At 71.4% G+C, this 12,430-nt stretch carries 12 protein-coding genes; 5 read left to right on the forward strand and 7 right to left on the reverse strand.

Annotated features, from left to right (window positions below; translation table 11 throughout):
- Positions 1 to 41 precede the first annotated feature (41 nt).
- The gene (locus tag ACIBK1_RS13800; RefSeq protein WP_076437385.1) at positions 42 to 818 is read right to left on the reverse strand and encodes a PRC-barrel domain-containing protein; all 777 of its coding nucleotides are present in this window, start codon (positions 816 to 818) and stop codon (positions 42 to 44) included.
- A 1,568-nt stretch (positions 819 to 2,386) separates the two neighbouring features.
- Positions 2,387 to 3,088: a CBS domain-containing protein gene (locus tag ACIBK1_RS13805; protein ID WP_030507099.1), complete on the reverse strand. Its 702-nt coding sequence runs from the start codon at positions 3,086 to 3,088 to the stop codon at positions 2,387 to 2,389.
- A 222-nt stretch (positions 3,089 to 3,310) separates the two neighbouring features.
- Between ACIBK1_RS13805 and ACIBK1_RS13810 the strand changes: the two genes are divergently transcribed.
- From ACIBK1_RS13810 to ACIBK1_RS13820, 3 genes are read left to right on the forward strand one after another with little or no spacing between them, the layout of a single operon-like run.
- Positions 3,311 to 3,970 (forward strand): CBS domain-containing protein, encoded by a 660-nt coding sequence (locus ACIBK1_RS13810; protein WP_030507098.1) that lies wholly within the window; start codon positions 3,311 to 3,313, stop codon positions 3,968 to 3,970.
- 31 nt (positions 3,971 to 4,001) lie between these two features.
- Positions 4,002 to 4,991, forward strand: a complete 990-nt coding sequence (locus tag ACIBK1_RS13815) for an Acg family FMN-binding oxidoreductase (protein ID WP_030507097.1) — start codon at positions 4,002 to 4,004, stop codon at positions 4,989 to 4,991.
- Between the two features lie 53 nt (positions 4,992 to 5,044).
- Positions 5,045 to 5,656 carry an Rv1733c family protein gene (locus tag ACIBK1_RS13820; RefSeq protein ID WP_357323991.1) on the forward strand — a complete coding sequence of 204 codons (612 nt, stop codon included), beginning with the start codon at positions 5,045 to 5,047 and terminating at the stop codon, positions 5,654 to 5,656.
- 30 nt (positions 5,657 to 5,686) lie between these two features.
- Here the strand turns inward: ACIBK1_RS13820 and ACIBK1_RS13825 are convergent, their stop codons facing one another.
- Together ACIBK1_RS13825 and ACIBK1_RS13830 are read right to left on the reverse strand one after the other, a co-directional pair.
- On the reverse strand, positions 5,687 to 6,097 hold the full coding sequence (locus tag ACIBK1_RS13825; protein ID WP_357323994.1) for a hypothetical protein: 411 nt from the start codon (positions 6,095 to 6,097) through the stop codon (positions 5,687 to 5,689).
- Between the two features lie 162 nt (positions 6,098 to 6,259).
- Positions 6,260 to 6,910, reverse strand: a complete 651-nt coding sequence (locus ACIBK1_RS13830) for a response regulator transcription factor (protein WP_396734804.1) — start codon at positions 6,908 to 6,910, stop codon at positions 6,260 to 6,262.
- Between the two features lie 69 nt (positions 6,911 to 6,979).
- Between ACIBK1_RS13830 and ACIBK1_RS13835 the strand changes: the two genes are divergently transcribed.
- Entirely contained in the window at positions 6,980 to 7,975 is a 996-nt protein-coding gene (locus tag ACIBK1_RS13835; protein ID WP_396734807.1) for a lactonase family protein, read from the forward strand.
- A gap of 4 nt (positions 7,976 to 7,979) precedes the next feature.
- Here ACIBK1_RS13835 and ACIBK1_RS13840 read toward each other — a convergent pair whose 3' ends face one another.
- Genes ACIBK1_RS13840 through ACIBK1_RS13850 form a run of 3 tightly spaced genes read right to left on the reverse strand, consistent with a single transcriptional unit; the run spans position 7,980 to position 10,702 of the window.
- Positions 7,980 to 8,810, reverse strand: a complete 831-nt coding sequence (locus ACIBK1_RS13840; protein WP_231513815.1) for an SAM-dependent methyltransferase — start codon at positions 8,808 to 8,810, stop codon at positions 7,980 to 7,982.
- Positions 8,811 to 8,856: 46 nt separating this feature from the next.
- Positions 8,857 to 9,672: a DUF4253 domain-containing protein gene (locus ACIBK1_RS13845; RefSeq protein WP_357317130.1), complete on the reverse strand. Its 816-nt coding sequence runs from the start codon at positions 9,670 to 9,672 to the stop codon at positions 8,857 to 8,859.
- 58 nt (positions 9,673 to 9,730) lie between these two features.
- Positions 9,731 to 10,702, reverse strand: coding sequence for a helix-turn-helix transcriptional regulator (locus ACIBK1_RS13850; protein WP_076436388.1), 972 nt, complete (start codon positions 10,700 to 10,702; stop codon positions 9,731 to 9,733).
- 120 nt (positions 10,703 to 10,822) lie between these two features.
- Here ACIBK1_RS13850 and ACIBK1_RS13855 point away from each other — a divergent pair, with 120 nt between their 5' ends.
- A complete protein-coding gene (locus ACIBK1_RS13855; RefSeq protein ID WP_396724924.1) occupies positions 10,823 to 12,427 on the forward strand; it encodes a peptide ABC transporter substrate-binding protein in 1,605 nt (534 codons plus the stop codon).
- The last annotated feature ends 3 nt before the right edge of the window (positions 12,428 to 12,430 follow it).

Genomic DNA, 12,430 nt, shown 5'->3' on the forward strand with positions numbered 1-12,430 from the left:
AACGGCTTGCCGGTTCGTCCGGGGTTCTTCCGGTTGTTCGGTTACAGGAGCGGCTCGTCCTGGTCGGGGATGTCCCGGCGTCGGATGTCCCGATCACGGGCGTCCGGGTCGGCGACGAACCGGTCGCCGGCGTTCGTCATCGGATCGCCGGTGCCGAACCGTTCCTGTGACCGGGCCGCCGGGTCCTCCGTGCCGTACCGCTCGCTCGTCGTGCGCGAGGGATCGCCCGCGCCGAACAGTTCCTCGGACCGCGTCTCGGGCTCCCGCTGCGCCAGCGGCTCACCCGGGCGCGTACCGGGGATCTCCGCGTCCAGCCGGTCCCTGGAGCCGAGTGACGGGTCGTCGACGCCGTACCGCTCCCCGCCGCGGGTCACGGCGTAGTCCGCGTAGTCGCCGGGCTCGCCGGTGCCGGTCTCCAGCCGTTCGCGTTCGCGTCGCCCGGCGCTGTCGGCCCAGCCGGTGAGACTGTCGGGCCTGTTCGCGCGTTCCCAGGCGGTGTCCCAGTCCATGTCGTAGTGACGGTAGAGCTCACGCTCCTGCTCGGCGGACAGGTGTCCGTCGGCGTCCAGGTCCACATCGGGCGCGCTCTTGACGTGCTCCTTGTCGTACGGGACCTCGACGTGGCCGGCCGTCAGGTTCGCCTCGTGCAGCGGGACGAAGGTCTCCTTGGTGCGGAGAAGTCCCGTCTTGACGCACAGCCACTTCGGCCGTCCGGTCGCGTCGTCGAGAAAGACCTGCGCCACCTCGCCGATCTTGTCGCCGTTGAGGTCGTGGACCGGGTTGTCGAGCACCATGGGGATCTGCTCGTGAGTGATCACGTGCTTCTCCTTGTCTCTCGCTTGGTCGGTCCCTTACTGGGCTACCGCCGATGGGCGGACGGAAACCACCTTTTTCGCAATTCGCCGCTGCTACGTCATGACGACTGCGCCGGGGAACCCGGCATCGTCGCAGGTGAAGGCTGCCAGCACGGCGTCCTCGGCCTCTGCCGAAATCGTCTGGACCCGTACGGGGCTCCTCGGCTTGCCGCGCCGGGACGAGCACCCCCTCTTGAGAGGCCGGAGTCCGGCCGCCGTCCTGGCTTACGCGTGGAAGCGGCGGATCTTGGCCAAAAGTGGGCCATTCACGTCGAATTGCTTTTCTGTCTGTGACTCCATCTAATTCGGCTCCGCGCTTGAGTGAGGTGGGTGGCCGTGACCCTGACACCGCCGAAGCCGAGACTGAGGCAGATGCCGGTGCCGATGGAGCGGCGGACGCCGGTGCGGGGAGCGATGCCGGTGCCGATGGAGCCGCGGACGCCGATGCCGGAAGCGCCGACCGTGCCACCACTGGTCCCCGCGATGAGGAGTCTCGCCACCCAGGCCCCGACGAGCGCGGGGCAGGTGAGCACGGAGCCTACGAGCGCGGAACCGGTAGGCGCCCCTCGGGCACAGCACCTTCCTGCACAGCACCCCCGGGCACAGCACCCCCGGGCACAGCACCCCCGGGCACAGCACCCCCGGGCACAGCGCCTACTCAGGCAGCGCAACCCAATCCTCCTCCCGAGGACAACTCCGCACATCACACCCACGCCGGGCATCGGCCTGCGAGGGACTGCCGGCATGCGCAGACCACGTCTGAGGACCACAGCGACGTGCGCTGTGGCCATTACCGCCATGACCGGGGCCCCCACGAGCCGGGCGGCGAGGAGCTGGGCGGCGAGGAGCAGGGCCGGGCTCGGCAGGATGCGGCGGATGGCCAGGGCGGGTGGCGGTGCGGCGATGCGGCGCGGTGCGAGTGTGCGACGCAGGCACCGGGAACAGCGGGAACGCGGGAGACGGGGACGACGGGGACGGGGCAGGGAGCGTCACCGGGGACGCCGCCCGGGGCGCCGCCGGGGAGGCTACGCGGGACGGCGCCCGGGGCACTGTCTGGGACGGCGCCCGGGACGGCGTTGGGGACGGTGCCGGGGCTGTTGCTGGCGACCGGGCAGATGCTGCCCGTCACCAGCGTGCACCGCCTCGCCCGCACCTCGGTCCTGGTGCGCCTGGTCATGGACGCCGAGGGGCAGGTGCTCGACATGGGCCGCAAGGTCCGCCTGGCCACCCCCGCCCAACGCAGGGCGATCTTCGCCCAGCTACGCCACCTGCTGGGTCGACGGCTGCCCGCTCCCCGCCACCATGTGCCAGATCGACCACGCCGACAGCTGGAGCACCGGCGGACTCACCGACCTGAAACTCCTCGGACCCGCCTGCCAGTTCCACAACCGCGACCGCTACCAGCACCCCCACCCCGCTACACCCGCCGCCAAACCGGCACCGACCGCTGGGCCTTCACCTACCACCGACTCGCAGCCACACGGCTACGGAAATGATGACCAGGGCCGGGAACATGAGGCCGGGCTCCGGGATCAGGATTCCTCCCAGGGGCCCACGTCGTCATCCTTCCACTCCAGGCGGTCGACGACCCCGATCACGCCGTTGGTCCGTTCGACCATGCGTGTGAGCACCCGCGCCTGCGAGCGGCGCTCCAGACCGCCGGTGAGCGTCACGACGCCTTCCGACACCGACACCTCGACGCCCGACAGGTCGGCCCACAGGCAGTTCCCGATGACGTCCTCGCGTATCTCGTGGGCGATGTCCGCGTCCGCTCGGGCGAGGACCTTGAGCAGGTCATGACGGCTGATGATGCCCACGAGCACGCCCTCGTCGTCCACGACGGGCAGGCGCTTGACCCCGTGCTGGCTCATCTGCCGGGCCGCGCTGACCACGCTGGTGTACGGACGCGTGGTGACCGGGGGCGCGGACATGAGCTCGGCGGCGGTCACCCCACGGGCCCTCTCCTGGCTCCTGGCGGCCCTGTGCCCCACGGCCTCGCGCAGGCGGGCGCGTAGCGGCGGCCGGTAGCCCTCGCGGTAGAACTGCTCCCGGAACTCCTCCTTGCGCAGCAGATCGGCCTCGGAGACCACACCGACCACGTGGCCCTCGCCGTCGACGACGGGGGCCGCGCTGACGTCGTGCGCGATGAGGACCCCGGCCACGTCCCTGAGCGGCGTGCTGCCGTTGACGGAGGCGACCTCGCTCGTCATGACGTCCCGCACCTTCATGTGCATGATCGGCTCCTCTCCGGGCCGTATGCCATTCCCCAACTCCATCGCAGCCCTGTACGGGCCGGATGAGTAGGGACGGAGGACCCTGGCCGTGGGGCCCTTCGCCATGCCCTGCCCCGGGTGGCGCGATGGGTGGCCGAAAGTCCCAGGCTGTCAGGACCTTCACCGCTGACCTCGGAAGACGCGCCGAGGCACGCTGGGCACTGAGAGATGGGAGGCGTCGTCATGACGGCGAAAGTGAAGGATGTCATGGGCAAGGTCGCGATCGCGGTGCCGATGGACGCGTCGTTCGCGGACCTGGTCGCCACCATGCAGCGGTTCAAGGTGGGCGCGGTCACGGTGATCGACGCCGACCGGCGCCCGGTCGGGGTGGTGTCGGAGGACGACATCCTGCTGAAGGAGATCGATCCGGGCGAGAGCGTGCTCGACGGTCCCCGCAGGCGCGAGGAGCACCGGAAGGCGGCGGGCACGAAGGCCGGCCAGATCATGACGCGCCCCGCGATCACGGTCACCGGCGGCACCTCCGTGCGGGACGCGGCCCGGCTGATGCACCGCAACCGCATCAAGCAGCTCCCCGTGATCGACGCCATGACCGGCCGCATCGTGGGGACGGTTCACCAGGGCGACCTGCTGCGGGTGTTCGTCCGCCCGGCGGAGGACATCCTGGCCGACATCGAGGAGGTCGCGGCCCGGCTGAATCTCGGCCCCGACGACCTTCGGATCACCGTCTCCGGCGGCGTGGTCACGATGAGCGGGCAGGTGCCCCGCAGGTCGGACATCAAGCCGCTGCTGCACGCCGTACGCCGGGTCGAGGGCGTCGTCGAGGTGGACGCCGACCTCGCCTTCCTCGTGGACGACCTGCTGATCGCCCCGCCGTTGCTGTGACCTAGCCCCAGGATTCCCAGGGGAGGAGACCGTGAACACTCGGACCGTTGAAGGGATCGTGCAGGCCGCGAGAACGGCGGTGGAGGCGGCTCTGTGGGCGCCATCGATCCACAACACCCAGCCCTGGTCGTTCGGCGTCTCGGGAGACGAGATCTGCCTGCGCGCCGACCCCGACAGGAAGCTGCGGGTCTCCGACCCCACCGGCCGGCAGATGACGATCAGTTGCGGCGCAGCGCTGTTCAACGTGCGGATCACACTGCAGGCCCTCGGTTACGAGCCCCAGGTGCGGCGCTTCCCCGACCCGGAGCGCCCGCTGCTGCTGGCCACCGTACGGGTGCGGCCGGGGCGGGAGCCCGCCGAGCACATCCGCCTGCTGCACGCGGAGATCGAGCGCCGCCGCACCCACCGGTCCGGGTTCACCGCGCTGCCGGTGCCCGACCGCCTGGTCGACGCGCTCGTGGCGGAGGCGGCAGCCGAGGACGGCCACCTGCTGCCGGTCGGGTCGGAGGCCACCGCAAGGGTGCTCGCCGCGCTCACGGGCGCGGCCCAGGACGTGCAGTCGCAGAACCGGTTGTTCGTCCTCGAACTCATGCGCTGGGCCCGGCCGCCCGGCAGCTCACGCCGCGACGGCGTGCCCGCGGCGGGTTATCCGACCGATCCCCGGCGTACGCAACCCCAGCACTTCGCGCAGCGGGACTACGCCCGGGGCCACGAGTGGGGGATGGCGCCGGACGAGCGGGTGTCCGCCTCGACGGGTCTGGTGGCGCTCCTCACCACCGCGGGGGACGGCCGGGAGGACTGGCTGCGCGCGGGCGAGGCGCTGCAGCGGATGCTGCTGCACGCCTCCGCGTACGGCCTCAGCGTCGCGTTCCATACGCAGGCGCTCGAGATGCCGGAGTTGCGGGAGTTCATCCGCAGGCACCTGTGCTCGGAAGAGGCGCCGCAGATGATCATGCGGCTGGGGTTCGTCATCGACGAGAGCGAGAGCGTCCGTCGCGCGGCCTCCGACGTGATGGACTGACTTGGCGCGCCCGGGGAAGTGAGACCTCCTGTGGCCCGACAGGAGGTGCGCCGATGAGGTCGCTCGCCCGCTGGGCCGTGTCGCGGCTACGCCGCTACCGGCCCGATCACAACCCGCTGCGCCGCCGTTCCGACCGGATCGAGGCGGCGATCGCGGCGGCGGCGCTGGCCGCCGTCCTGTTCGCTGTGTGGCCCGCGGCGCTGGCCGCTCGCACCGTGTACGACGGCGGCGTCGCGGCCGAGCGGGTCGGGCCGGGGACACCGCAGCTGGTCGAGGCCACCCTGGTCGAGGCCCCTGCCGCGGAGGAGGGCTCCGCCGCACCGGCCGCCGGGCGCGGTCTGCCCGCGGCGAGCTCGGCGCGGTGGACGCTGCCGTCCGGCGAGGTCCGGGAGGGCGTGGTCCCGGCGGTGCTCCTCCTGCGGGACGGCCCGATGAAGGCGCGGCTGTGGGTGGACGCCGAGGGCAGACCGGCCGCGCCGCCGCCGCATCGGGCCGAGACGGTGACGAGGGCGGGACTGGCCGCCGCCGGCGTCGTCGCGATCGTCACCGTTCTGGCCTGGGCCTGCTTCGCGCTCACGCGCCACTGGCTGGACCGCGGACGCTACCGCGACTGGGAGGCCGCCTGGGCGGCGGCCGACCAGAGATGGCGCCGTCACCACATCTGAGGCCGCCGGATCAGCGTCCCGCTGTCCTGGTCACCTCATGCTCTGCGAGATGTCGCAGGAGCGGCTGCCCGGGGCGCAGTAGGCGCCCTGGCTGGTGATCTTCCCGGCGGACGTGACGGTGGTCGACTGCGGGCCGCTCAGCAGTGAGGGCGTGTAGACGCCGTTGAGGTTCTGGATGTTCCTGCCGCGGCCCGACCTGTACTGCCTGGCGCTGGTCCGCCCGCCTCGGGCCATCTGGTAACCGCGCGGGCCGGGCCTCGGTCTGGCCTTCGCTTTCGCATGCGCCGCCTTCGCATGCGCCGCCTTCGCATGCGCCGCCTTGGCGGCGGCCGCGGCGGCGTGCGGTTTGCGGCGCAGCGGAGCGGAGGCCGCGTCCGCCGATTCCGCGACGGCGAGACCGGCCAGCGAGACGACGAGCGCGGCCACCGCAAGCCGCCGCACCGCCGAGACGAGATCGGTTCTGAAGACGTCCGCGCAGTGCCGAGACACCTGGCAACCACCCGCCCATGCGTCAGTGGATATAAGCGACATAGGGCATATGCCCGTATCGCTGGGCCAGGGCGGCGTCCTGGGGAACTCCGGCACGGATGATTACACGAAGGATTACTCTGTCCCGGCGCGTCGTCCGGCCTTGAGGCGGGCGGCGAGCGCGGCGGCCTGGGTGCGGCGCTGCATGTCGAGCTTGCTCAGCAGGTTGGACACGTAGTTCTTGACCGTCTTCTCGGCCAGGAACATCCGCTCGCCGATCTGGCGGTTGGTCAGGCCCTCGCCGATCAGCTCCAGGATCTGCCGCTCCTGGTCCGACAGCGCGGCCAGCGGGTCCTTCTTCGCGGCCTGGTCGCGCAGCCGGTGCAGCATCGCGGCCGTGGTCTGCGGGTCGAGCAGCGACTGCCCGCCGGCGACCGTGCGCACCGCGCCCACCAGGTCCGAGCCGTGGATCTGCTTGAGCACATAACCGGCCGCCCCGGCCATGACCGCGTTGAACAACGCCTCGTCGTCGGCGTAGGAGGTCAGCATGAGGCAGGCCAGGCCGGGCACCTTCGAGCGCACCTCGCGGCAGACGTCCACGCCGTCGCCGTCGGGCAGGCGCACGTCGAGCACCGCCACGTCCGGCTTCAGCGCGGGGATGCGGGCCACGGCCGACTCGGCCGTCCCCGCCTCGCCGACGATCTCGATGTCGTCCTCGGCGTCCAGCAACGCCGCCACCCCACGCCGTACGACCTCGTGGTCGTCCACCAGGAACACCCGAATCATGTCTCTACGCTATGCCGCGGGCGGGCCGATACCATGCGTATCCCGACGATTTGAGCCTTTGGAGGGCGAATGTCGCGACCCGGTCTGGTGATCGGCGGCTACACCCCCGACACGGAGGGGTCGGGCCCCGGCCTGACGGTGGCCCGGCCGCACGCGGACGGGCGGCTGGAGGCGGTGGCCGAGACGACCGCGTCCGGGCCGTCGTTCGTCGTCGCGCACCCGCGGCTGCCGTTGCTGTACGCCGTGCTCGAACGCGCCGCGGACGGCGGGCTCGCGGTCTTCGCCGACGACCCCGGCGACGCCGCCCCCCGGCTGCTGGCCGAGCACCCCAGCGGCGGGTCGCTGCCGTGCCATCTGGCGCTCGACCCCGAGGGCGGGTGGCTGGCGATCGCCAACTACGGCGACGGGACCGTCACGGCCTACCGGCTGGGCGCGGACGGGATGCCCGAGCCCGGGCCGCTGACGTTCCCGCACGAGGGCCGCGGCCCGCATCCGGACCGGCAGGAGGGCCCGCACGCGCACCAGGCGGTCTTCGGGCCCGGCGGCGTGCTGTACGTGACCGACCTCGGCACCGACGAGATGCGCCGCTTCCTGCCCGGCATGCGCCCGCATCCGGACGGGCCCGTACGGCTGGCCTCCGGCAGTGGTCCCCGGCACTTCCTGCACCACGACGGGCACTGGTACGTCACCGGCGAGCTCGACGGCACCGTGCGCGTCTACGACGGCGAGTGGCGGGAGGCGGGCGTGGTGCGGGCGAGCGGCGCCCAGGGCGACAACCTGCCCGCTCACATCGCGCTGTCCGCAGACGGCCGTCACCTGTACGTCACCAACCGCGGGCCGGACACCGTCAGCGTCTTCGAGGTCGACGGGCCCCGCCTCACGATGGCGGCCGAAGTGCCGTCGGGCGGAAGCTGGCCGCGCCACTTCGCGATCGACGGCGACCGCCTCTACGTCGCCAACCAGCGGTCCGATTCCGTCGCCGTGCTGGCGCTCAAGGACGGGCTGCCCGGGCCCGCCGAACAGGCGCTGGAGGTGGGCACCCCCTCCTGCGTGCTCATCCGGTAGATCGTCAACCCACCCGGCCGACGCCTCCGACGATCCACACCCGCTGCGCCTGGCCGGTGCTCTGCTGGGTCTCCGGCCGCCACTGGCGGATGTAGACGAGTCCGGGATCGACGAGTTCGGTGCCGTCGAAGAAGCGCAGCACCTTCTCCCGGTCCCGCGGCGCGTCGTGGGCCTGCGGCACGATGTGCCGGAACAGCTCGACGATCGGCGCGGCCAGCTCGGGGCGGCTGTCGAAGACGGCGTGACCGATGGCCAGGTAGCTGCCCGGGGCGAGGTGGTCGCGCACCCGGGCCACGCACTTGTACGGCTCGGCGGCGTCGGGAAGGTACTGCAGCCGGGCCGGGATGAGCACGGCCACCGGCTGCTGGAAGTCGATGAGGCGGAGCATCTCGGGATCGGCCAGCATCTCCGCCGGGCGCAGGATCGAGCCGTCCACCACCCCGGTGCCGCGGTCGCGGGCGAGCATGGCCCGCGCGTGGTTGAGCACCACCGGGTCGTCGTCGACGTACACCACGCGGGCGTCGGGTGCGAGCTCCTGCGCGACCTCGTGCGTGTTGCGGCGGGTCGGCAGCCCGGACGCCACGTTGAGGAACTGCCGCACGCCCTGCCCGACGAGGAAGCGCACCACCCGCTCCAGGAACTCGCGGGTGTCCACGGCCATCGTCTTGACCTCGGGCGCGATGGTCATCAGCCGCTCGGCGAACTCCCGGTCGGCGGCGAAGTTGTCCTTGCCTCCGAGCAGGTAGTCGCTCATCCTGGCGATGTTCGCGGTGCCGGTGCTGAGGCCCGCAATCTTCGCGGGCCGTTCGCCCCCGCCCAGCTCCGTGCCGCTCAAACCGCCTCCTCCCTCACGCATCATCAGTCCGCCGGTCATTATCTCCTTAATCCCACCAGAACGACCAGGCATTCTGGCCCACGATCTGCTCGGCGTAGTCGGCCAGCGTGCCCGGGCCCTGCAGGATGCTGTCGGGGCAGAACGTCCAGTGCTCGGCCGCCACGCGCAGCGCGTGCGCGGGGGTGGCGGGCGGCGCCGCGACGCTGAGCTCCAGCGTGTTGAACCCCATGCCGACCACCCGCGCCCCGAACCGCTCCTCCCAGCTGCGCACGACGGCCGCCAGGGGCACGGTCCACTCGTTGTGGTGCAACGCCCCCTGCCAGCCCATGGCGACCATCGCGTCGGCGCCGCGGTGCACCGCGGCGAGTCCCAGCGGCGTCATCCGCTCGGCCACCACGTCCGCGTACCAGTCGGCGACCACGTCGGGGTCGGCCACGAGCGCGGCGGGCGGCGCGATCCCCGGGCACTCGGCTCCGAACGGCGCGAGGTAGGCCTCGTGGCCCAGCAGCAGGTCCTGCCACGTCTCGGTCATGAACCCGGCCGCGCTGAAGTAGTCGATCTGGCCGGGTGAGTCCGGCGCGATCTGCCCGGCCGACCAGGGCTGCACGCCGTCCTCCAGCAGCACCGGCCACAGGCCCGACCGGGGGTGCTCGGCGCGCAGCCGGGCCCACAGCCCGGCCGGCACCGGCTCGTCGCTCAGCCAGAACGAGGGGTGGTGATGGGTGCGCAGCTTGTCGTAGTCGGGGTCCGGCCACACGAGGGACCCGGACGGCAGCTCGACGGACAGCACCCGGCCGTCGCCGCCGTCGCCGAACAGCAGCTCCAGGCCCGTGGGGAGCCGCCGACGCTCGTGAACCGACATGCGCCAATAATGTCGGACCCGGCCTCGGCGCGTCCCGTGAGGGCGATCATTACGGGGGTCACGGAACGTCGAGCCGGCACAATCCCTCGGCCAGAACCTTCGTGGTCAGACGCGTACGGCTGTCACAGCCCAGCTTGGCGAAGATGTGCTCCAGATGGGTCGTCACGGTGCGCACGCTCAGGACGAGCGCGGCGGCGATCTGCGGGTTGGAGTCGCCCTGCGCGACCCGGGTGAGCACCTCGATCTCCCGCGAGGTCAGGTCGTAGGGCAGGGCGCACGGGCGCTCGGCGATGACCGCGCCCTGGATGGAGCCGTGGAAGCCGACGCCGGCCCGGTGGAGGCGCAGCTCGCGCCACTGGCCGGTGCCGTCCAGCCATAGTCCCCGGCGCGACAGCTCGCGGGAGTCGATGAACGCCCTGGCCAGCTCCGCCATCGCCGGCTCGGCCGCGAGCGCCTCCGACGGGGGCCACCCGGCCACGTCCCTGCGCCGCCCGCCCCGTTCGTACGCCACGGCGTGGAATCCGGGCGGCAGGCCGAGCGGGTCGATGACGCAGCGGGTCACGTCGGTGAGGTGGGCCAGGGCGGGGGAGACCGCGCTGATCACCGCGGGCGCCTCGGGCGGCAGGTCCGCGCGGGAGTTGACGTGCAGCAGCCCGGTGTAGCGCCCGCCGGTCAGGAACAGCGGCGTGGTGATTCCCGCGCGCCAGCCGTACGGTTCCAGATGGCGGCGGAAGTAACGCTCGGTGCCGGGGGAGCCCATGACGACGGGCGTGCGCAGCGACATGGCCCGGCGGTAGGCGTCGAGCCGGGCGTACTCCTCCGCGGCGTCGTCGTCCACCCGCGCGTACCCCGACGCCACCAGCGACCGGTGCCGGCCGGTCGCCGGGTCGAACGCGACGAACTCGTAGGCCTCCACGGGGATGACCTCGCCCAATGCGGTCATCGCCCCATGCGCCCCCTGCCGGGCCACCTGAAAGCCGAGTTCGGCGACGGCGTGCAGGCTCCGCGCGCTGAGGCTGATTGCGTCCATGGATCCTCCATGTTCAGCCTGCCGGGTAAAGGTCCCGCAAGGAATACGTAAAGTCTCCGATGCAGTCGGCGGCCCCGTTTCCTACCCTCACCCGCAACACGACGGAGAGGTGGAGGGCCAGTGAGGGTCACGAGAAGCCGGGCGGCCGCCCTCGCTGTGGCGGCCATCATGCTGAGCGGCGGGTGCGGGGGAGGGTCGTCGTCAAACGACGGCGGCGGTGGCGGCAAGGGAGCGAACGCGTTCTCGGTCGCGCTGACCGAACCCGATCATCTCACTCCGGGCAACACCTCCAGCGACTACTCGATCACGGTGCTGGACACGCTCTTCGAGACTCCGGTCTCCATCGACGCGGCCAGCGGCAAGCCCGTGATGCGGGCGGCCGAGTCGGTGAACAGCACCGACCAGAAGGTCTGGACGATCAAATTCAAGGCGGGGCAGAAGTTCAGCAACGGCGAGCCGGTCACGGCGCAGAGCTTCGCCGACTCCTGGAACGCCACGGCCTACGGCCCCAACGGGTGGACGAACAACTACTACTTCGCCAACATCGAGGGCTACGACAAGCTCAACCCCGAGAAGGGCGACCCGTCCACGGACAAGATGAGCGGCCTCAAGGTGGTGGACGACACCACGCTCGAGGTGACGCTCACCGCGCCGTTCAGCCAGTTTCCGATCACGCTCGCCTACATCGCGTTCGCGCCGATGCCCAAGGCGGCGTTCAGCGACCTCAAGGCGTTCGACCAGGCGCCGGTCGGCAACGGGCCCTTCGTGCTCGACGGCGCCTGGGAGCACAACCAGCAGATCAAGATCAAGCGGTCGCCGTCCTACACCGGCGAGCGTGCGGCCAAGGCCGACGCGGTCACCTTCAAGATCTACGCCAGCCGCGACACGGCGTGGACCGACCTGCGGGCCAGTCGGGTGGACCTGATGACGACGGTCCCGCCGGCCAGCACGGGCGAGGCGAAGAAGCTGCTCGGCGACCGCTTCGTGCAGACCCCCGACGGCACGATGGACTACCTGGGCTTCCCGACCTTCGACAAGCGGTTCGCCAGCGCCGACCTGCGCAAGGCGTTCTCCATGGCCATCGACCGGCAGGCCATCGTGGACGCGGTCTACGACGGCGCGTTCAAGCCGATGGCGTCCCTGCTGGCGCCGCTGGTGCCCGGCTACCGGGAGAACGCCTGCGGCGAGGCGTGCACGTACGACCCCGCCAAGGCCAAGGCGCTGTTCGACCAGGCCGGGGGCTTCAGCGGCACGCTGAACCTGTGGTTCTCCAACGCCGACCCCAGCTACGAGCAGTGGATGACCGCGGTCGCCAACCAGCTCAAGCAGAACCTCGGCATCTCCGACATCAAGTTCCGCAAGATCCCGGCCGCCGACTACCTGTCGACCCTGCGCCAGCGCAAGGAGGACGGTCCGTACCGCAACAACTGGGTCATGGACTACCCGAGCCCCCAGGACTACCTCGAGTACATGTGGGGCGCGGGCAACCGGATGGGCTGGGAGAACAAGGAGTTCGACGACCTGATCAAGCAGGCGAACTCGGCGCCCAGCCTGGACGCCAGCCTGCCGCTCTACCAGAAGGCCGAGGACGTCGCGCTGGCCGACATGCCGATGATCCCGCTGTGGAACTGGCAGAACCAGGTCGGCTTCACCAGCCGGCTGAGCGGCGTGAACGTGACTCCGTACAGCAAGAACCTGTACACGATCAGCGTGAAGCAGGGGTGACAC

It is taken from the genome of Microbispora rosea (assembly GCF_044460045.1).
GTDB lineage: Bacteria > Actinomycetota > Actinomycetes > Streptosporangiales > Streptosporangiaceae > Microbispora > Microbispora rosea.

What these genes read in the sequence shown, in the direction of transcription:
- ACIBK1_RS13805 (WP_030507099.1), bottom strand. Translation starts at nt 3,088, where the DNA reads ATGCACATGAAGGTGCGGGACGTCATGACGAGCGAGGTCGCCTCCGTC.
- ACIBK1_RS13810 (WP_030507098.1), top strand. Translation starts at nt 3,311, where the DNA reads ATGACGGCGAAAGTGAAGGATGTCATGGGCAAGGTCGCGATCGCGGTG.
- ACIBK1_RS13820 (WP_357323991.1), top strand. Translation starts at nt 5,045, where the DNA reads ATGAGGTCGCTCGCCCGCTGGGCCGTGTCGCGGCTACGCCGCTACCGG.
- ACIBK1_RS13830 (WP_396734804.1), bottom strand. Translation starts at nt 6,910, where the DNA reads ATGATTCGGGTGTTCCTGGTGGACGACCACGAGGTCGTACGGCGTGGG.
- ACIBK1_RS13835 (WP_396734807.1), top strand. Translation starts at nt 6,980, where the DNA reads ATGTCGCGACCCGGTCTGGTGATCGGCGGCTACACCCCCGACACGGAG.
- ACIBK1_RS13845 (WP_357317130.1), bottom strand. Translation starts at nt 9,672, where the DNA reads ATGTCGGTTCACGAGCGTCGGCGGCTCCCCACGGGCCTGGAGCTGCTG.
- ACIBK1_RS13850 (WP_076436388.1), bottom strand. Translation starts at nt 10,702, where the DNA reads ATGGACGCAATCAGCCTCAGCGCGCGGAGCCTGCACGCCGTCGCCGAA.